This is a genomic window from Streptomyces sp. NPDC096048 (assembly GCF_044763415.1).
Classification (GTDB): domain Bacteria; phylum Actinomycetota; class Actinomycetes; order Streptomycetales; family Streptomycetaceae; genus Streptomyces.
Genome location: NZ_JBIWGG010000004.1, coordinates 648,060 through 666,152 on the forward strand (window position 1 = coordinate 648,060; position 18,093 = coordinate 666,152).

Annotated in this window: 19 protein-coding genes; 9 read left to right on the top strand and 10 right to left on the bottom strand. The window is 71.6% G+C overall.

Annotated elements, in window-relative coordinates; all coding sequences use genetic code 11:
* Positions 1-45 precede the first annotated feature (45 nt).
* Both ACIQ6R_RS14310 and ACIQ6R_RS14315 read right to left on the bottom strand, forming a co-directional pair.
* Positions 46-1,050: an EamA family transporter gene (locus tag ACIQ6R_RS14310; protein WP_404221291.1), complete on the bottom strand. Its 1,005-nt coding sequence runs from the start codon at positions 1,048-1,050 to the stop codon at positions 46-48.
* Between the two features lie 131 nt (positions 1,051-1,181).
* Positions 1,182-1,721 (bottom strand): Clp protease N-terminal domain-containing protein, encoded by a 540-nt coding sequence (locus ACIQ6R_RS14315; RefSeq protein WP_404221293.1) that lies wholly within the window; start codon positions 1,719-1,721, stop codon positions 1,182-1,184.
* Between the two features lie 219 nt (positions 1,722-1,940).
* On the opposite strand from ACIQ6R_RS14315, the gene ACIQ6R_RS14320 reads away from it, so the two are divergent.
* Positions 1,941-2,108, top strand: coding sequence for a hypothetical protein (locus ACIQ6R_RS14320; protein ID WP_217169758.1), 168 nt, complete (start codon positions 1,941-1,943; stop codon positions 2,106-2,108).
* Positions 2,109-2,241: 133 nt separating this feature from the next.
* Here ACIQ6R_RS14320 and ACIQ6R_RS14325 read toward each other — a convergent pair whose 3' ends face one another.
* Positions 2,242-2,892: a PadR family transcriptional regulator gene (locus tag ACIQ6R_RS14325; RefSeq protein ID WP_404221295.1), complete on the bottom strand. Its 651-nt coding sequence runs from the start codon at positions 2,890-2,892 to the stop codon at positions 2,242-2,244.
* A gap of 232 nt (positions 2,893-3,124) precedes the next feature.
* Here ACIQ6R_RS14325 and ACIQ6R_RS14330 point away from each other — a divergent pair, with 232 nt between their 5' ends.
* Positions 3,125-3,934: a PhzF family phenazine biosynthesis protein gene (locus tag ACIQ6R_RS14330; RefSeq protein WP_404221297.1), complete on the top strand. Its 810-nt coding sequence runs from the start codon at positions 3,125-3,127 to the stop codon at positions 3,932-3,934.
* Between the two features lie 87 nt (positions 3,935-4,021).
* On the opposite strand, the gene ACIQ6R_RS14335 is transcribed toward ACIQ6R_RS14330, so the two are convergent.
* Complete coding sequence (locus ACIQ6R_RS14335; RefSeq protein WP_404221299.1) at positions 4,022-4,849, bottom strand: CPBP family intramembrane glutamic endopeptidase; 828 nt, start codon at positions 4,847-4,849, stop codon at positions 4,022-4,024.
* 239 nt (positions 4,850-5,088) lie between these two features.
* Positions 5,089-6,606: a glutamate--cysteine ligase gene (locus ACIQ6R_RS14340; RefSeq protein WP_404221301.1), complete on the bottom strand. Its 1,518-nt coding sequence runs from the start codon at positions 6,604-6,606 to the stop codon at positions 5,089-5,091.
* A 553-nt stretch (positions 6,607-7,159) separates the two neighbouring features.
* On the opposite strand from ACIQ6R_RS14340, the gene ACIQ6R_RS14345 reads away from it, so the two are divergent.
* Positions 7,160-7,744, top strand: a complete 585-nt coding sequence (locus ACIQ6R_RS14345; protein WP_404221303.1) for a hypothetical protein — start codon at positions 7,160-7,162, stop codon at positions 7,742-7,744.
* 285 nt (positions 7,745-8,029) lie between these two features.
* Positions 8,030-8,233: a DUF5999 family protein gene (locus ACIQ6R_RS14350; protein ID WP_404181283.1), complete on the top strand. Its 204-nt coding sequence runs from the start codon at positions 8,030-8,032 to the stop codon at positions 8,231-8,233.
* Between the two features lie 113 nt (positions 8,234-8,346).
* Here ACIQ6R_RS14350 and ACIQ6R_RS14355 read toward each other — a convergent pair whose 3' ends face one another.
* The 5 genes from ACIQ6R_RS14355 to ACIQ6R_RS14375 form a co-directional block, all read right to left on the bottom strand.
* A complete protein-coding gene (locus tag ACIQ6R_RS14355; RefSeq protein WP_404221305.1) occupies positions 8,347-9,015 on the bottom strand; it encodes a potassium-transporting ATPase subunit C in 669 nt (222 codons plus the stop codon).
* 5 nt (positions 9,016-9,020) lie between these two features.
* On the bottom strand, positions 9,021-11,189 hold the full coding sequence (kdpB, locus tag ACIQ6R_RS14360) for a potassium-transporting ATPase subunit KdpB (RefSeq protein ID WP_404221307.1): 2,169 nt from the start codon (positions 11,187-11,189) through the stop codon (positions 9,021-9,023).
* Positions 11,189-12,850 carry a potassium-transporting ATPase subunit KdpA gene (gene kdpA, locus ACIQ6R_RS14365; RefSeq protein WP_404221309.1) on the bottom strand — a complete coding sequence of 554 codons (1,662 nt, stop codon included), beginning with the start codon at positions 12,848-12,850 and terminating at the stop codon, positions 11,189-11,191. The genes kdpB and kdpA overlap by 1 nt, the downstream gene beginning before the upstream one ends.
* Before the next feature lie 7 nt (positions 12,851-12,857).
* Positions 12,858-12,947, bottom strand: coding sequence for a K(+)-transporting ATPase subunit F (kdpF, locus tag ACIQ6R_RS14370; protein ID WP_121745801.1), 90 nt, complete (start codon positions 12,945-12,947; stop codon positions 12,858-12,860).
* 449 nt (positions 12,948-13,396) lie between these two features.
* Positions 13,397-13,993: a DUF1707 domain-containing protein gene (locus tag ACIQ6R_RS14375; protein WP_404221311.1), complete on the bottom strand. Its 597-nt coding sequence runs from the start codon at positions 13,991-13,993 to the stop codon at positions 13,397-13,399.
* Between the two features lie 168 nt (positions 13,994-14,161).
* Between ACIQ6R_RS14375 and ACIQ6R_RS14380 the strand changes: the two genes are divergently transcribed.
* The 5 genes from ACIQ6R_RS14380 (at position 14,162) to ACIQ6R_RS14400 (ending at position 18,069) form a co-directional block, all read left to right on the top strand.
* Positions 14,162-14,557 carry a molybdopterin-binding protein gene (locus tag ACIQ6R_RS14380; protein WP_404221313.1) on the top strand — a complete coding sequence of 132 codons (396 nt, stop codon included), beginning with the start codon at positions 14,162-14,164 and terminating at the stop codon, positions 14,555-14,557.
* 255 nt (positions 14,558-14,812) lie between these two features.
* Positions 14,813-15,658 carry a molybdate ABC transporter substrate-binding protein gene (gene modA / locus ACIQ6R_RS14385; protein ID WP_404221315.1) on the top strand — a complete coding sequence of 282 codons (846 nt, stop codon included), beginning with the start codon at positions 14,813-14,815 and terminating at the stop codon, positions 15,656-15,658.
* The gene (locus ACIQ6R_RS14390) at positions 15,655-16,464 is read left to right on the top strand and encodes an ABC transporter permease (protein ID WP_404221317.1); all 810 of its coding nucleotides are present in this window, start codon (positions 15,655-15,657) and stop codon (positions 16,462-16,464) included. The genes modA and ACIQ6R_RS14390 overlap by 4 nt, the downstream gene beginning before the upstream one ends.
* Positions 16,465-16,525: 61 nt before the next feature.
* Positions 16,526-17,623 (top strand): ABC transporter ATP-binding protein, encoded by a 1,098-nt coding sequence (locus ACIQ6R_RS14395; protein WP_404221319.1) that lies wholly within the window; start codon positions 16,526-16,528, stop codon positions 17,621-17,623.
* 26 nt (positions 17,624-17,649) lie between these two features.
* On the top strand, positions 17,650-18,069 hold the full coding sequence (locus ACIQ6R_RS14400; protein WP_404181308.1) for a molybdopterin-binding protein: 420 nt from the start codon (positions 17,650-17,652) through the stop codon (positions 18,067-18,069).
* Positions 18,070-18,093 lie beyond the last annotated feature (24 nt).

An 18,093-nucleotide genomic window follows, 5' to 3' on the forward strand; every position in this document is an offset into this window, starting at 1 on the left:
GCCGGAGGCGGGAGGACGAGTACGTCGGAATGCATGATCAGCACCTTAGGTCGCCGTTCCACGGCTGGACAACTCCCTTTCGGGTCCCCCGCTCGCCACCGGGTCCGTGGAGCCCTTCGCCGGTGTCGACGACTGGGCGATGAAGGCGCCCACCAGGACCACCACGCCGCCGATGATCTGCGGGGCGGAGAGGTGCTCGCCCAGCAGCACCCAGGCAAGGACGGTCGCGATGACCGCTTCGAGGCAGGCCACGACGCCCGCGACCTGCGGCGACAGACGGCGTACGGCGACGATGCCGGTGACGTAGGCGAGGACCGTGGCGATGAGCACGATCCAGGCCAGCAGCAGGCCGGCGGCGACGGGTGTGCCGTCCATGGGAACGTCGTGGGTGAGGACGGACCAGTCCATCGACCAGGGGCGGGCGACGACGGTCAGCACGGCGGCCCCGACGAGCAGGCCGTAGGCGATGACGCCGAGCGGGTCAGGCGCCTCCTCTCCTGCCTCGCTGCCCTGGTCGGACAGGACGAAGTAGCCGACCTGGCAGCAGGCGGCGCCGAGCGCGAGGAGCAGTCCGAGGGCGTCGAAGCCCAGCCCCGACCAGACCTCCACGACGCAGGCGAGTCCGCCGACCGCGAGGACCACACCGAGCGCCGCCGCCCGCGTCACCGGCCGCCGCTGCACGAACCGCACCCAACCGAGGACCAAGGCGGGCGCCAGGTACTCGACGAGCAGCGCGACGCCGACGGGGATGCGGGAGATCGCGGCGAAGTAACAGGCCTGGACACCCGCCACGGCCAGCAGCCCGAAGCCGGCGAGCAGTCCGGGCCGTCGGCGCAGCAGCGCACGGTGGCGCACGGCGAGCGGCAGCATCACCAGGGCCGCGCCGGCCACGCGCAGCCACACCACGTGGAGCGGGTCGAGGCCCGCCTCGATCAGCGGCTTGGCCGCGACCCCGGACCCTCCGAAGGCGACCGCGGACGCGAGCGCCAGGCCGAGCCCGGCCCCCTTGCCGCGGCGGACGCGAGCACTGTCAGACGTATGCACCGGCACATGATGACAGGGGACGACATGACCGTCACCCCTAATGACACCTGTCTCACCGACTGGACGGGCGGGTGACCGAGGGGACGGGCGGGTGACCGACGGGCCAGGGGGTGGCGGGTGACCGACGGGCCAGGGGATCAGGTCGTCGGCTCGAAGTGGTTCTCCACGCGGGCGAGCACCGTACGCGGCTCGACGGCGGCGCGGCCGAGCACCTCGACGGCCCGCGCCTGCGGGTCCGTGACGAGGGCCGCGAGCAGATCGACACCGCAGGCCCGGTCCATTCCCCGCCGGGCGGCACGGACGCAGGCGTCCTCCATGGCCGCGGCGGCCAGCGGCGAGAAGCCCGCGACCCCGCTCACCACGGGTACGGCGCCCGAGTCCTCCACAGTGCTCTGCCAGCGCAGGCCGTAGCCGATGCTGCGCTGCACGAGGTAGCCGAGCAGCCGGGCGACCTGGGGACCGTCGCCGAGGACGGCGCGGGCCTCGGGGTCGTACTCGAGGAGGGAGTGCAGCAGATGGGCCGTGTCGATCTGCCGGTCCCCGTCCCGTACCGCTCTGCGGCGGGCGCCAGTGACCACCGATGCCAGTTCTTCGCTGAACCGGGTATCGAGGCCGGGGCCGTCCGGGCGCCGGACGTCCTGCTCGCCGGCCGACTGCCGGGGGATACGGGATTGCACGTCCCTAGCTCATCAGCCCCTCAAGAGCGGGTCATCCCCGAAGGGAAGCATTCTCGCGTCCCACGCAGAGTGGACGCACTCGGCCGGAATCTCCTCCTTGCGGATGAGATCAAGCCGTTTCGCCCCGCCGGGCGCGCGCCCCCTTGCCTCGCGCCTCCCCGGACAACCGAAGCGTGCCGTCGCGGGTCAGACACGGGTATGAGGAGCAGGTGCTGGCTCGTGGCCCTGCCGGCGGTCGACGGCAGGCAGTACGTGTACCGGGTGGACGCCCCGGCGGAGGCGCTGCTCGCCGACTTGTTCTGGGAGGCGTGGCACTGCCACGACGAGAGCGCCTTCCCGCGCGCGTGGGATCTCTTCGACGCGGCGGTGATACGGCGGGTCGACTGAGCGGTCGGCCGGGCAGGTCGCCTGAGCGGCCGGGCAGGTCGGCCGGGCAGGTCGGCTCAGCGCGCCCACGCGCGAAGGTGCCCCGCGGATCGCTCCGCGGGGCACCTCGTGGCGACGGCCGTGCCGGGTCGGGTCAGTCCTCGTCGGCGAGGATCAGGTACAGCTTCTTGCGGGCGTCACCGATGACGGCGAGCGCCTTCTCCCGCTGCTCCTTGCTGCCGGTCTTCCAGACCTGGCCGAAGGCCTCCATCAGACCGAAGCCGGCCTGCCTGATGTCGTTCAGGGCCTCCCAGTCGACACCCCGCGAGGCCTCTTCCCAGGGAGCGTCGGGGCCTTCCTCGGCCGCGGTGCGGCCCGCCTCGGTGAGCGCGAAGAGCTTCTTCCCGCCCTCGCTCTCGCTGGCGATCAGGCCCTCGTCCTCCAGCAACTGGAGGGTGGGGTACACCGAACCGGGGCTGGGCTTCCACGCCCCGCCGCTGCGCTCGGCGATCTCCTGGATCATCTCGTAGCCGTGCATCGGCCGGTCCTTCAGCAGGGCCAGGATCGACGCCCGTACGTCGCCGCGCCGTGCCCTCCCCCTGGGGCCGCCGCGTCCGCGGCCTCCCCAGGGCCCTCCGTGGCCGAATCCCGGTCCGAAGGGACCGCCGGGGCCACCACCACCGGGACCGCCCGGCCCGAAGGGACCGAAGGCCGCACGCCGGCCGTCGAAGCCGCCGTGACCGAAGAGGCCGTCCTCTCCGCGACCGTGCCCACCGTGTCCACGCTCGTATCCGTGGTTACGCATCGTCATCACTCCGTTCAGTCATTGATCTGTCGCGAGTCTATCGCGATGCCTCAACGATATATCGGAACGTATCGGCTGGCAAGCCCCTCCCGGTGTGATCGGAGCCGTGGGCCATGCCCGATGCCGATCGGCTTCGCCGTCACGGCGCGTCTGATGGTCCGGCGGGAAATCCGGTCCAGAACTCACGCATTGGCCTTGGTCCGCGGATTCGTGGAGCGTCTAGCGTCGGGGCATGCGCATCCGAATCGTCGACGCCTTCACCGACCGGCCCTTCGCCGGGAACCCCGCCGGGGTCCTGCTCCTCGACGCCTTCCCGGACGACGACCGGCTCCAACAGGTCGCCCTGGAGGTCAATCACGCCGAGACCGCGTTCGCCCACCGCTTGCCCGAGGGTGGCGAGGCCGACTGGGCGCTGCGCTGGTTCACCCCGGCCACCGAGGTCGCGATGTGCGGCCACGCGACACTCGCCACGGCCCATGTCCTGCACACCACCGGAGCCCACGAGGGCGTGGTGCGGTTCGCCACCCGCAGCGGCGTCCTCGTCGCGACGCCCGGCCAGGACGGCTCGATCACCCTGGACTTCCCCACCGCGCCGCTCACCCCGGTCGAGGCCCCGAAGGGCGTCGCCGAGGCCCTGGGGGCCGAGCCCCGCACGGTCCTGGACACCGGACCGGACATCGGGGACCTGCTGGTCGAGATGGCCGACGAGACGACGGTCCGCGGCCTGACCCCGGACCACAAGGCACTCGCCGCGTACTCGGAGCGCGGCATCATCGCCACCGCCCGTGCGGAGGACCCCGCCCGTGGCTACGACTACGTCTCCCGCTGCTTCTTCCCGAACGTCGGCATCGACGAGGACCCGGTCACCGGCAGCGCCCACACGGCCCTCGCGCCCTTCTGGTCCGAGCGCCTCGGCCGCCCCGGCCTCACCGGACTGCAGGCCTCGCCCCGCTCCGGCCGGGTCCGCACGGAACTGCGCGGCGGGCGCACGCTGCTGAGCGGGCGCGCGGTGACCGTGATCGAGGGCGAGCTGCTGGCCTGAGGGGCGTCGTTCGGCTCTTGCCGGGGTCGCGGGGGCCCGTCCGGATGGAGGGGGCGCGGCGAAAGGGTGCCCGCCGCCGCCTCCCCGTCACGCCGTCGGCAGCCAGTCCACCTTCCCGGCCAGCAGCGCGTAGCCCACGAAGGCACCGATGTCGAGCAGCGAGTGCGCCACCACCAGCGGGCCCACGCGCCCCCACCGGCGGTACAGGTACACGAACACGACGCCCATCACCATGTTGCCGATGAAGCCGCCGATGCCCTGGTAGAGGTGGTACGACCCGCGCAGTACCGAACTGGCCGCGAGCGACGCGCCCGGGCTCCAGCCGAGCTGGTCGAGCCGGCGCAGCAGGTAGCCGACGACGATGACCTCCTCCAGGACGGAGTTCTGCACCGCCGAGAGGATCAGTACGGGGTACTTCCACCACACCTCCGGCAGCGCCTCGGGCACCACGGTGAGGTTGAAGCCGAGGCCCCGGGCGGCCAGGTAGAAGGCGATGCCGGTGCTGCCGATGACCGCGGCGAGGGCGGCACCGCGGCCCAGGTCCGGCCACGGACGGGTGCGGTCGAAGCCGAGGGTGCGCAGGCCGCGTCCCTCCCGCAGCAGGAAGTGTGCGACCAGGGCGACCGGGACGAGCGCCGTGGTGATCCCGAAGAGCTGCCAGGCCAGGTCCAGCCACGGACGGCCGGGTGCGGCGGAGGCGTTGAGGGTGGCCGCCTGGTCCTTGAGCCCGCCGGGCCGGGTGACCGAGCCGACGAAGCTGATGAGGGCGGACACCCCGCTGGCGCCGAGCGACAGCGCCAGGACGAGCAGGGTCTCGTCACGCAGGACCCGTCGCGGGAGCCGCTCCTGAGGAGCCGGCCCTCCATGAAGTGGCTTCTGAGAGAACGAATCGTCCACCGGGCCCGCCTCCGCCATGCACACCTGCCTCCAGCTGGGACGTCACAGCTTGCCCGATCAGTATGAGGCGACGCGCGGCGGGGGCGGCCCCGGTGCTCACCGGCGCCGGTTCTCTCCGGCGCCACCGCTCTCCGGCGCCACCGCTCTCCGGCGCCGGTGCTCTCCGGCCCCGGCGCTCGCCCGCGCCGGTCCTCACCGACACCAACGCCCAGCGCTCACCGGGCCCCGGCGCGTTCACGGCCCTGGTCCCGCCGGTCTCAGCCCAGCGGCGCCGGTTCCGGCAGGCCCACCGGCCACAGGTGCACGGGATCGCCCTCGCGCATGAGCTCGACGTAGCGGCGGGTCGTGGCGGCCAGCGCGGCCTCCCGGGACAGGCCGGCCTCCAGCCCCCGGTGGAACGTGGCCGCCTGCCAGGACGCGCCGTTGACCCGGCGCCGGCACCGCTCCTCGATCACGCCGAGGTACAGGTCCCGGTCGGCGGGCTCCACGCCCCACGCGTCGAGACCGGCCTCGGCGAGCGGCAGCAGTTCGTCGCGTACCAGGACGGCGGCGTCGACCTCGGTGGTGCCGCCCAGCCGACCGCGCTTGGGCCACTCGAAGCGGGCGTCGATGCCGTGGCGGCACGCCGCCTCGAAGTTGGCGGCGGCGGCCTCGAACGGCAGCCGGGTCCACAGCGGCCTCGGCTCCTCGGCGAGCGCGCGCACGACGCCGTAGTAGAAGGCCGCGTTGGCGATGACATCGGTGACGGTGGGCCCGGCGGGCAGGACGCGGTTCTCCACGCGCAGGTGCGGGACGCCGTCGGCGATGTCGTAGACCGGGCGGTTCCAGCGGTAGACGGTGCCGTTGTGCAGGACGAGTTCGGACAGGGAGGGCACGCCGCCCGCGTCCAGGACCTCCAGCGGGTCCTCGTCGTCGCAGATCGGCAGCAGCGCCGGGAAATAGCGCCGGTTCTCCTCGAACAGGTCGTACGCCGAGGTCACCCACCGCTCACCGAACCAGGTGCGCGGCCGGACGCCCTGGGCCTGCAGTTCGGGCGGGCGGGTGTCGGTGGACTGCTGGAACAGCGGGGGCCGCGACTCGCGCCACAGCTCGCGGCCGAACAGGAAGGGAGCGTTGGCGCCGACGGCGATCTGCGCGGCGGTGACCGCCTGGGCCGCGTTCCACACGTCCGCGAAGCGGTCCGGGGTGACCTGGAGGTGCAACTGCACCGAGGTGCAGGCGGCCTCGGGGGCGATGGACTTGGAGGTGCAGGTCAGGCGCTCGACACCCTCGATGTCGAGGGTGAAGTCCTCGCCGCGGGCGGCCACGATCTGCTCGTTGAGGAGCGCGTAGCGGTCGACGGCGGAGAGATTGGACGAGACCAGGTCGTCCCGGTCCAGCGTCGGCAGAATGCCGATCATCGCGATTCCCGCGTCGACCTCGCCGGCCTTGCGGTCCGCATATGCCAGCGACGTACGGATCTCCTCTGCCAGGCGGTCGAATACCCGGCCGCCCAGTCGGTGTGGAGCGATGTTGACTTCCAGGTTGAACATGGCGAGTTCCGTCTGGAAGTCGCGGCTCGCGATGCGCTCCAGGACTTGCGCATTCAACATTTTCGGCATCCCGTCGGTACCGACGAGATTCAATTCGATCTCCAGCCCCATCAGGTTCTTCGGACGGTCGAACCGCTTCTCCGCCAGAAGTCGCTCCAGGCCCGTCAGGCACCGCTGGAGCTTCTCGCGGTAGCGCTGGCGATCGGACAGGTCGAACTGACCTGCCACGACCTTCTCCCCCATGGAAGAGTCCCTTCTCGGAGCGGTGATTCGAAGATCCGGCCGCCGGGGGCCGGTCAGGTGGGATGATGCCCAGCCGAAGCGATCGATAACGTCCCCGCACCGGCCCGGCACCCGCTAGTGTGTGCCGATGTGACCGGTGGCACATTCAGTGGGCATGTCACGTCGAGCAGTTTCCACGGCCGGGAAGTCGTGAAAACCGCCGACGACAATTGGCCGACCGCTCGATGAACATTCCCCGAGGTCACCGTCGCACACCCGGCGCGAAATCCGGATGATTCCCGCATATCGACGGCCGAATGCAACCTTGTACGGGTTGCCGGAATCGGCTAGCCGAAACACAGTCTGAACACATGTCGTATAAACTCCGCGGACAAGGCAGATGACCGGCGCCCACGGTCGATGGATCCTGCCGCCGAGCTGACGCGCGGCAGGCCTCACCCCCTTCTCGGTTCCCGGACCCGGCCTCTGCCTCCCCAGCCCCGTGAGCTGACAGCGTCGTCCGCCCCCGCCCCGCCCTCGCGCCACCGTGCCTTCGAATGAGAGGCGACCCATCATGCCCCTGCATGTCCCCCCGGCTCCCGCGCCCGCCCTGCGCTCCGTCCTCACCGCACTCTCGTCTCCCACCGCGGTCCGCGAGGCCAGGACCCCGTCCCTGCTCGGAGCCCAGGGACCCACCACGCCCGAACTGCCGCTGCCCGTGCACGTCCTGGACCGGATCACGGCGGAGGGCGTGGCGGTGACGCGGCTGACGGGGTGGCGGTTCCTGATCCGCTGCGGCGACCGCGCGGTGGCGGCGGCGGAGACCATGCTGACCCCCGACGGGTGGGCGTTCTCGCGCTTCTTCGAGGGCCCCTACGTCACCTCGACCGAGCACGCGCTGCGCCAGGCCGAGTCGGTGTCCCAGGCCTACCAGCCGCGTCTGCTGTCGGTCCCCGGGCTCTACATGCTCACGCTGTGGCTGCACGGCGACCGCACCGCGGACGCCGCCGCCGGACACCCCGCGGCCACCGACCTGCTGGTGCCGCTGGCCCCGGCCCCTCCCGGCATCGCGGCCCACCGGCCGCACCGGGTCGCCGAGCTGCTGCCGGTCCTCACCCACCGGGTGACGCCGACCCGGCTGCTGCGCTCCCCCGCCTGACCGCCCTCTCCAGCCGGCCGCCTCCCGACCCGAGCGGACTAGCCCCATAGGGCCATGTCGAACCATCCGAAGTGACAGTGCAGTTGGGATGAACCGTCCGCGCGGGTGACGCGTCATCAACCTGTGAGAAGCGGTGCTGCGAAATACCTGCGGATCGAGGCCCGTGGGGCAACACTGGGTTCGGACCGACTTACACCACGGGGGGCGGCCATGAACGAAGCTTCACGCCGCGGGACAGACCAGACAGCGACCTCGCCCGACTCAACAGACCGAGAGACCCCACTCATGTGCCAGCACCAGCCACCGTGCCCTTCAGCCGACTCCGCCGACCGGGAATCCGCCCGCCTCGTGGCGCACCACCCGGAGCAGGGTTGGAGCCTGCTGTGCAACGGCGTCGTCCTCTTCGAGGACACCGGTGAGCTCCTGCCGGACGGCCAGGTCATCGCCCCGCACCGCCCTGTCGGTGCGGGTTTGATGTCCGCCGCCTGAGTACCGGCCGGGCGGTGTGACACCCACTCCGCCCGGCGATCCATGGGGCCGGCCCGCGGGCAGCGACTGCGAACCGGCCCCGACGTGTGTCCGGGGCGTGCGGGCGGAAGCACTCAGCCCTTCGTCACCAGCTCCTCGAGGGCGATGTTCAGTCCGAGGACGTTGAGCCGCGGCTCGCCGATGAAGCCGAGGGTGCGGCCCTCGGTGTGGCGGTCGACCAGCCCCTGTACCTTCGCGACGGGCAGGCCGTTCTCCCGGGCGACCCGGGGAACCTGCAGCTCGGCGTAGTCCGGCGAGATGTCCGGGTCCAGCCCCGAGCCGGAGGAGGTCACCGCGTCGGCGGGGATGTCGGACCGCTCGACGGGGTGGCCGGGGACCGAGTTGTCCTTGATGACGGCGGCCTGCGCCGCCCTCACCTGCTCGACGAGTTCCGGGTTGTCGGCGGCCAGGTTGGTGGCGCCGGACAGGATCAGGCGGTACTGGGTGTTGATGGTGTTCTCCCCCAGACCGTTGGCCGGGCGGCCCTGGAACCACTTCAGGTCGGGTTCCGGAGTCTCCTGCCCCGGTTTCAGCGGCAGGTTGTACGACTGCCCGATCAGCTCGGAGCCCACGACACGGCCGTCCGCCGAGACCTCCGAGCCGTTCGCCTTGCCGTTGAACAGCGCCTGGGCGACGCCCGTGACCACCAGTGGGTAGATGACGCCCGTGACCAGGGTCAGCACGAGAAGGGCACGCAGGCCGGCCCCCAGCAACCGGGCGGTGTTCGATATCGAGTTGTTCATGGCGGTCAACCGATTCCGGGGATGAGGGACAGGAGCATGTCGATGATCTTGATGCCGAGGAAGGGGGCGACCAGTCCGCCCAGGCCGTAGACCGCGAGGTTGCGCCGGAGCATCCGGTCCGCGCTCATCGGCCTGTAGCGCACGCCGCGCAGGGCGAGCGGCACCAGCACGACGATGACCAGCGCGTTGAAGACGACCGCCGACAGGACGGCCGAGTCCGGCGAGGACAGACGCATGATGTTGAGCTTGTCCAGGCCGGGGTAGACCGCCGCGAACAGCGCCGGAATGATCGCGAAGTACTTGGCGACGTCGTTGGCGATGGAGAACGTGGTGAGCGCGCCCCGCGTGATGAGGAGCTGCTTGCCGATCTCGACGATCTCGATGAGCTTCGTCGGGTCGGAGTCGAGGTCGACCATGTTGCCGGCCTCCTTGGCCGCCGACGTACCGGTGTTCATCGCCACCCCGACGTCGGCCTGCGCGAGCGCGGGCGCGTCGTTGGTGCCGTCGCCGGTCATCGCGACCAGCTTGCCGCCGGCCTGCTCCCGCTTGATCAGGGCCATCTTGTCCTCGGGCGTGGCCTCGGCGAGGAACTCGTCGACACCTGCCTCGTCGGCTATCGCCTTGGCCGTCAACGGGTTGTCGCCCGTGATCATGACGGTCTTGATGCCCATGCCCCGCAGTTCCCCGAACCGCTCCCGCATGCCCTGCTTGACGACGTCCTTCAGGTGGATCACCCCGAGGACGCGGGCCCCGGCACCGTCCTCGACGGCGACCAGCAGTGGCGTGCCGCCCGCCTCGGAGATGCCGTCGGCCAGCCGCTCCGTGTCCTCGGCGACCTCGCCGCCGCGCTCGCGCACCCAGGCGGTCACCGAACCGGCCGCTCCCTTGCGGATCCTCCGGCCGTCGACATCGACGCCGGACATGCGGGTCTGTGCGGTGAACGCGATCCATTCGGCGCTGGTCAGTTCGCCCTGGTGCCGCTCGCGCAGCCCGTACCTCTCCTTGGCGAGGACGACGACCGAGCGGCCCTCGGGCGTCTCGTCGGCCAGTGAGGAAAGCTGGGCGGCGTCCGCCACCTGCGCCTCGGTGGTGCCGCGCACCGGCACGAACTCGGCCGCCTGCCGGTTGCCGAGCGTGATCGTGCCGGTCTTGTCCAGCAGCAGCGTGGAGACGTCACCGGCCGCCTCGACGGCACGGCCCGACATGGCCAGCACGTTGCGCTGGACCAGGCGGTCCATGCCCGCGATGCCGATCGCGGAGAGCAGGGCGCCGATCGTGGTCGGGATCAGGCAGACCAGCAGCGCCACCAGGACGACCATCGTCAGTTCGGCGCCCGCGTAGTCGGCGAACGGCGTCAGCGTGGCGCAGGCCAGCAGGAAGACGATGGTCAGCGAGGCCAGCAGGATGTTCAGCGCGGTCTCGTTCGGCGTCTTCTGCCGTGCCGCGCCCTCGACCAGGTTGATCATCCGGTCGATGAAGGTCTCGCCCGGCTTCGTGGTGATCCTGACGACGATCCGGTCGGAGAGGACCTTCGTCCCGCCGGTGACGGCGCTGCGGTCGCCGCCCGACTCGCGGATGACCGGCGCCGACTCCCCTGTGATGGCCGACTCGTCGACCGAGGCGACACCCTCGACGACGTCGCCGTCGCCCGGGATGACGTCCCCGGCCTCGCAGACCACCAGGTCGCCGATGCCCAGCTCGGTGCCGGGGACCGTGCTCCCGTCCACCCGGCGGGCGACCGTGCCGCTCTTGGCCCTGCGCAGCGTGTCGGCCTGGGCCTTGCCCCGGCCTTCGGCGACGGCCTCCGCCAGGTTGGCGAAGAGCACGGTCAGCCAGAGCCAGGCGCTGACGGTCCAGCCGAACCAGTCTCCGGGGTCCGTGAAGGAGAAGACGGTGGTCAGCACCGAGCCGATCCACACCACGAACATCACGGGCGACTTGACCATCACCCTCGGATCGAGCTTGCGGAACGCCTCGGGCAGCGATGCGGCCAGTTGCGTGGGCTCGAAGAGCCCCCCGCCGACACGGCCCTCGGCGGACGTCCGGCCGGTAGGCACGTCGCTGTGCGGCGCCCGGTTCTCGGTGGCGGTGGTGGAGGCGGCCGTGGTGGAGGCGGCTGTGGTGGAGGCGGCTGTGGACATGGAGTCCTCTTGCTTCTGTGTACGAGCGGTCATCACGCCAGCCCTTCGGCCAGCGGGCCCAGGGCCAGCACCGGGAAGTAGGTGAGACCGACGATGATCAGGATCGCGCCCACCAGCAGGCCGGTGAACATCGGCTTCTCGGTGCGCAGGGTGCCCGCGGTCGCCGGCACCGGCTGCTGCCCGGCCAGCGAGCCGGCCAGCGCCAGGACGAACACCATCGGCAGGAAGCGGCCGAGCAGCATCGCCAGTCCGGTCGTGGTGTTGAACCAGTCGGTGTTCGCGTTCAGGCCGGCGAAGGCCGAGCCGTTGTTGTTCGCGGCGGAGGTGAAGGCGTACAGCACCTCGGAGAAGCCGTGGGCGCCTGGGTTGAGCATCGAGTTCGGCGGCGTCGGCAGGGCCATCGACAGTGAGGTGAACACCAGCACCAGCGCCGGAGTGATCAGGATGTAGACGGCCGCCAGCTTGATCTCGCGGGGGCCGATCTTCTTGCCGAGGTACTCCGGCGTGCGACCGACCATGAGCCCCGCGATGAACACCGCGATGATCGCCATGATCAGCATGCCGTAGAGCCCGGAGCCGACACCGCCGGGCGCGATCTCGCCCAGCATCATGCCCAGCATCGTGATGCCGCCGCCGAAGCCGGTGTACGACGAGTGGAAGGAGTCGACGGCGCCGGTGGAGGTGAGCGTCGTGGTCACCGCGAAGATCGACGAGCCGCCGACCCCGAAGCGCAGTTCCTTGCCCTCCATCGCGGCGCCGGCCACCTGCGGCGCGAGGCCCTGGTGGGCGAACTCGGTCCACATCATCAGGGCGACGAAGCCGACCCAGATGGTGGCCATGGTCGCGAGGATCGCGTAGCCCTGGCGCACCGAGCCGACCATGACGCCGAAGGTCCGGGTCAGGGAGACCGGGATGAGCAGGATCAGGAAGATCTCGAAGAGGTTGGTGAACGGCGTCGGGTTCTCGAAGGGGTGGGCGCTGTTGGCGTTGAAGTACCCACCGCCGTTGGTGCCCAGTTCCTTGATGGCCTCCTGCGAGGCGACGGCGCCGCCGTTCCACTGCTGGGAGCCGCCCGTGAACTGGCCGACCTCGTGGATGCCGGAGAAGTTCTGGATGACTCCGCAGGCGACCAGCACGAGCGCGCCGAGGATGGCCAGCGGCACCAGCACGCGGGTGACGCCGCGCACCAGGTCCGCCCAGAAGTTGCCCAGCTCCCCGGTGCGCGCGCGGGCGAAGCCCCGGACGAGGGCTACGGCCACGGCCATGCCGACCGCCGCGGAGACGAAGTTCTGCACGGCCAGACCGGCGGTCTGCACGACGTGCCCCATGGTCTGTTCGCCGTAGTACGACTGCCAGTTGGTGTTGGCCACGAAGGAAGCGGCGGTGTTGAAGGCCTGCGCCGGCTCCACCGAGTCGAAGCCGAGCGAGCCCGGCAGGACGCCCTGGACGCGCTGGAGCAGGTAGAGGAAGAGGACACCGGCGAAGGAGAAGGCGAGCACGCCGCGCAAGTACGCGGTCCAGCGCATCTCCGTGTCCGGATCGGCACCGATGCCCTTGTAGATCCACTTCTCGACCCGCAGGTGCTCGGGGGAGGAGTAGACCCGGGCCATGTGATTGCCCAGTGGGGCGTGCACGACAGCCAGCGCGCCGATGAGGGCGAGCAGCTGAAGCACGCCGGCGGTTACGGGACCCATGGGACTCTCAGAACCTCTCCGGGAAGATCAGGGCGAGGACGAGATAGCCCAGCAGGGCGACGGCCACGAACAGGCCGACGATGTTCTCGGCGGTCACAGCTTCGTCACCCCCTTGGCGACGAGAGCCACCAGCGCGAAGACCGCGATCGTGGTGACGACGAAGGCCGGATCGGCCATCGTGAGCTCCTGGAGTGAGGTTCGGTTGTGACTAGGACGCTTCGAGCAAAGCCCCTGTCACGACCGGAAACGACCACCGTTGACGGGTCCCATACGGCGGTCTGTGCCCCTTTGACGGATCTCTTACGGCGCCCGGAGCGGGGCGCCCGGCAGCCGCTCGCCCGCCCGCGAGGCACGGGCCCGCTGCGGAGACGTGAAGAACGACGACACGCACGTCAGAGCCACATCAAGGCCCTCCGCCCGGCGCCCTCCACCCGCGCGGTCCCCACGCTCGCCTCCATGACATAGCCGTACGACACGCCGTACGACACGCCGCACGACCGCCCCTGGGCGAGGGGCCTGTACACGGACCCACCGGGTGAGCCGTGCCTACGCCCTTCTCCCGAACCCGCGACGCGCCGAACGCACCACGACCTTCCCCCAACTGATCTCGCCCGTGACCCGCACCCGCAGCACCTCTGGCGCGCCGGTGTCGACGGCCCGCGCCGTCTTCACCTCGGCATAGCTCGCCACCAGCGCGTCGGTGTCCACCACGATGCCGGGTCGGGTCACGAGCTTCAGCGCACCGGCGCGCATGTCGAGGTCGACGTGGAGGGTGTCGTGGGTGATCACGGCACGGTCGAGGTCGAGCGTCACCTCGCCCCAGCTCGACCGGATCTCCATCCGCCGCGGCACCACCCAGCCGTCGCCACGCCGGGTGGACGCCCCCTCCTGCTCGATGCGGACGACGTCCTTCACCTCGACCGCCGGGCCCCCGACCGGCACCACCGGCAGGTCGGCGGTCAGGACCGCCAGCTCTCCCAGCGTCCGCGCGGTGAGCGCCGCCTCCACCCGCTCGTCCAGTTCCTCGGCGGTCAACCGGCCGTCCCCGGCGGCACCGCTCAGCACCTCCACGACCTGGTCCCGGTCCGCGTGCGAGGCCCGCAGTCCGGGCGACTCGCCGACTCGCGAGGGCTGCACCGTCATCGCTCCACCCCGATCTTCCGGGGCGCCCGAGCCAGCACCCCACCGTCACCCCACCGTCACCCCACCGTCACCCCACCGTCACCGCACAGACTAACGCTATATCGCGTTATACCCAAGGGCCCGCCCCGCGTCACCACCACGTCCTCCCGGCGCCCTATCGTGACCGGCATGCATTCCTACACGATCGGCCAGGCGGCGCGGCTGCTCGGCGTCAGCCCGGACACCGCCCGCCGCTGGGCCGACGCGGGCCGGATCACCACCCATCGCGACGAGGGCGGGCGGCGGCTCGTCGACGGGCGCGACCTGGCCGCGTTCTCGGTCGACCTGGCCCGGTCCGGCGGCGCCGACGAGGAGACTCCGTACACCTCGGTCCGCAACGCCTTCCCCGGCATCGTGACCGCGATCAAGCTCGGCGACGTGGCGGCCCAGGTCGAGATCCAGGCCGGCCCGCACCGGCTGGTCTCCCTGCTGACCCGGGAGGCGGTCGAGGAACTCGGCCTGGAGGTCGGCATGGAGGCCACCGCCCGCGTGAAGTCGACGAACGTCCATATCGACAGGGCCTGACCCGCCACCCCCACCCCCGCCAGTCCCATCATTTCCGTACGGCCCCACCGGCCCCACCGGCTCCACTGTCCCCGTACGAACGCACATGCCAGCCATTTCTCCCCGCTGGCTCGCTCATGCGATGCGACAGCAGACTTATCCCTCGCAGATGCGGAAGTATGATCGGCGCAACGGAGAGCCCGCCGTGCCCCCGGTCACCCAGCCCGGCCGCGGACCGTCGGACTCCTGCCCCAGACACCGAGGGAGTGGCCCGTGATGACCCGTGCCGTGTCCAGGACCCGCCGCATCCGCCGCATCCGCCGGAGCCTGCGGATGACCGGTGCGGGGGCCGCCGTGCTGCTGGCCCTGAGCGCGTGCTCGACGTCGTCCGGCTCGGACGCGGGCTCGGATTCCGCCGGTTCCTCGTCGTCCTCCTCGGCGAAGGTCTCCGGCCAGGTCACCGTCTTCGCCGCGGCATCGCTCAAGGAGAGCTTCACGACCCTCGGCGAGCAGTTCGAGAAGCGGCACCCGGGCACCGAGGTCGCCTTCAACTTCGCCGGCAGCGACTCCCTCGCCGCCAGCGTCACCAGCGGCGCCCCGGCGGACGTGTTCGCCTCCGCCAGCCCCAGGACGATGGCCACCGTCACCGACGCCGGGGCCACGGACGGCACCCCGTCCACCTTCGTGCGCAACCAGCTGGAGATCGCCACCCTCCCGGGCAACCCCGACAAGATTTCCTCCCTCGAGGACCTCACGGACTCCGGCCTCAAGGTCGTGCTGTGCGACAAGTCGGTACCCTGCGGCGCGGCGGCGCAGAAGGCGCTGGAGGCCGGCGGCCTCCGGCTCACCCCGGTCTCGTACGAGCAGGACGTCAAGGCCGCCCTGACCAAGGTCGAACTCGACGAGGCCGACGCCGCCGTCGTCTACAGGACCGACGTGCAGGCGGCCGGTGGCAAGGTGACCGGCGTGGCCTTCCCCGAGTCGGCGAAGGCCGTCAACGACTACCCGATCGCCCTCCTCGAGGAGGCTCCCAACCCCGAGGCGGCGAAGGCCTTCATCGAGCTGGTGAGGTCCGCCGAGGGGCAGCGGGTGCTGACCGCGGCCGGGTTCCGCACGCCATGAGGAAGACCGACGTGCCCAGGTCCGGTGCCCGCATGGTGCCGGTCCCGCTGCTGGTACCCGCCCTCGTCGGCCTGGCGTTCCTGCTGCTGCCCCTGATCGCCCTGCTGGTACGGGCACCGTGGCGCGACCTGCCCGAGCAGCTGGCCAGCCCGGAGGTGTGGCAGGCCCTGCGGCTGTCGCTGCTGTGCGCCACGTCGGCGACCGCGCTGAGCCTGGTCGTCGGCGTGCCGCTGGCCTGGCTACTGGCCCGCACGGAGTTCCCCGGCCGCGGCCTCGTCCGCGCGCTGGTGACGCTGCCGCTGGTACTTCCCCCGGTGGTGGGCGGCGTGGCGCTCCTGCTGGCGTTCGGGCGCAACGGCGTCGTCGGGCAGTGGCTGGACGCGTGGTTCGGGATCACGCTGCCGTTCACGACGACGGGCGTCGTCCTCGCGGAGACGTTCGTGGCGATGCCGTTCCTGGTCATCAGCGTGGAGGGCACCCTGCGCGCCGCCGATCCGCGCTTCGAGGAGGCCGCCACGACGCTGGGCGCCTCCCGCTTCACCGCGTTCCGCCGGGTCACGCTGCCCCTGATCGCGCCGGGTATCGCGGCGGGCGCGGTGCTCGCGTGGGCGCGTGCGCTGGGCGAGTTCGGCGCGACGATCACGTTCGCGGGCAACTTCCCGGGCCGGACCCAGACCATGCCACTGGCGGTCTATCTCGCCCTGCAGAACGACCCGGCGGCGGCGATCGCCCTCAGCCTGGTGCTGCTGGCCGTCTCCATCGCCGTACTGGCCGGTCTCCGGGACCGCTGGATGAGGGCATCATGACCGGCCGGACGACGCGCCCGTCCGGCCTGACGACGCGCCCGACCGGCCGGACGAGGACGACATGACCGACACCGACGAACCGCCCACCTCCATGGACCCCACCGACGGCCGCGCGCCTGGCGGCGGCCTCGACGCCCGGCTCGTCGTGGACCGCGGCACCTTCCACCTGGACGTCGCGCTGACCGCCGCGCCCGGCGACGTCGTCGCCCTGCTCGGCCCCAACGGCGCCGGCAAGACCACCGCCCTGCGCGCGCTCGCCGGTCTGGTACCGCTCACGGACGGCCGGCTGCGCCTCGACGGCACCGCGCTCGACCGTACGCCGCCCGAGTCCCGGCCGGTCGGCGTGGTCTTCCAGGACTACCTGCTCTTCCCGCACCTCACCGCGCTCGACAACGTCGCCTTCGGACCGCGCTGCCGGGGCGCGAGCAGGACCGAGGCCCGGGCGCGGGCCGCCGCGTGGCTGGACCGCATGGGCCTCGCCGACCACGCGGGCGCCAAGCCGCGCCGCCTCTCCGGCGGCCAGGCCCAGCGCGTCGCACTCGCCCGCGCCCTGGCCACCGATCCCCGGCTGCTGCTCCTGGACGAGCCCCTCGCGGCGCTGGACGCCCGGACGCGGCTCGAGGTACGGGCCCAGCTCCGCCGCCATCTCGCCGAGTTCGAGGCCGTGGCCGTACTGGTCACGCACGACCCGCTGGACGCCATGGTGCTGGCCGACCGGCTGGTCGTCGTCGAGAACGGCAGGGTCGTCCAGGAGGGCGGCCCCGCCGAGATCGCCCGTCGGCCCCGCACGGACTACGTCGCACAGCTGGTCGGCCTGAACCTCTACCGCGGGCGGGCCGACGGCCACACCGTGCGGCTCGACGCCGGTCCCGCCCTCACCACCACCGAGGACCTCTCCGGCCCGGTCTTCGTGGCGTTCCCGCCGGGCGCCGTGACCCTGTACGGGGAACGCCCCACCGGCTCCAGCGCCCGCAACCTGTGGCGCTGCGAGGTCGTCGGCCTGGAGACCCACGGCGACCGGATCCGCGTGGACCTCACCGGCGAACTCCCGCTCGCCGCCGACCTCACCACGGTCGCGGCGGCCGAGCTCGGGCTCCACCCGGGCGCACCGGTGTGGGCGACGGTCAAGGCGACGCAGACACACGCATACCCGGCATGACGCCCCCATCGGGCTACGGTGCCCTCATGAGCCTGAGCATCCGCAACCAGCTCCCCGGCACCGTCACCGCCGTCACGCCGGGCGAGGCCATGGCGACGGTCAGGGTCCGCCTCTCGGGCGGCCAGGACCTCACCGCGGCGATCACCCGGGACGCCGCCGACGACCTGTCCCTCACCGCCGGGGCCGAGGTCCGCGCCCTGGTGAAGTCCACGGAGGTGTCCGTCGCGACCGGTCGCGTCGAGGGCCTGTCCATCCGCAACCGGCTGCCCGGTACGGTCACCGCCCTCACCGCCGGCGACGCCATGGCCTCCGTCAGGGTCGCCGTCGAGGGCGCCGAACTGACCGCGGTGATCACCCGGGAGGCCGCCGACGACCTGGGTCTGTCCGCCGGCGTTCCCGTCGTCGCGCTGGTCAAGTCGACGGAGGTGTCGCTCGCCACCGCGTGAGACACGGCATGGGACACGGCATGG

Coding starts and splice junctions, on each gene's coding strand:
- modA (WP_404221315.1), top strand. CDS start 14,813: ATGACCCGTGCCGTGTCCAGGACCCGCCGCATCCGCCGCATCCGCCGG.
- ACIQ6R_RS14350 (WP_404181283.1), top strand. CDS start 8,030: ATGTGCCAGCACCAGCCACCGTGCCCTTCAGCCGACTCCGCCGACCGG.
- ACIQ6R_RS14335 (WP_404221299.1), bottom strand. CDS start 4,849: ATGGCGGAGGCGGGCCCGGTGGACGATTCGTTCTCTCAGAAGCCACTT.
- ACIQ6R_RS14325 (WP_404221295.1), bottom strand. CDS start 2,892: ATGCGTAACCACGGATACGAGCGTGGACACGGTGGGCACGGTCGCGGA.
- ACIQ6R_RS14400 (WP_404181308.1), top strand. CDS start 17,650: ATGAGCCTGAGCATCCGCAACCAGCTCCCCGGCACCGTCACCGCCGTC.
- ACIQ6R_RS14345 (WP_404221303.1), top strand. CDS start 7,160: ATGCCCCTGCATGTCCCCCCGGCTCCCGCGCCCGCCCTGCGCTCCGTC.
- ACIQ6R_RS14355 (WP_404221305.1), bottom strand. CDS start 9,015: ATGAACAACTCGATATCGAACACCGCCCGGTTGCTGGGGGCCGGCCTG.
- ACIQ6R_RS14340 (WP_404221301.1), bottom strand. CDS start 6,606: ATGGGGGAGAAGGTCGTGGCAGGTCAGTTCGACCTGTCCGATCGCCAG.
- ACIQ6R_RS14395 (WP_404221319.1), top strand. CDS start 16,526: ATGACCGACACCGACGAACCGCCCACCTCCATGGACCCCACCGACGGC.
- kdpB (WP_404221307.1), bottom strand. CDS start 11,189: ATGACCGCTCGTACACAGAAGCAAGAGGACTCCATGTCCACAGCCGCC.
- ACIQ6R_RS14390 (WP_404221317.1), top strand. CDS start 15,655: ATGAGGAAGACCGACGTGCCCAGGTCCGGTGCCCGCATGGTGCCGGTC.
- kdpA (WP_404221309.1), bottom strand. CDS start 12,850: ATGGGTCCCGTAACCGCCGGCGTGCTTCAGCTGCTCGCCCTCATCGGC.
- ACIQ6R_RS14380 (WP_404221313.1), top strand. CDS start 14,162: ATGCATTCCTACACGATCGGCCAGGCGGCGCGGCTGCTCGGCGTCAGC.
- ACIQ6R_RS14330 (WP_404221297.1), top strand. CDS start 3,125: ATGCGCATCCGAATCGTCGACGCCTTCACCGACCGGCCCTTCGCCGGG.
- ACIQ6R_RS14375 (WP_404221311.1), bottom strand. CDS start 13,993: ATGACGGTGCAGCCCTCGCGAGTCGGCGAGTCGCCCGGACTGCGGGCC.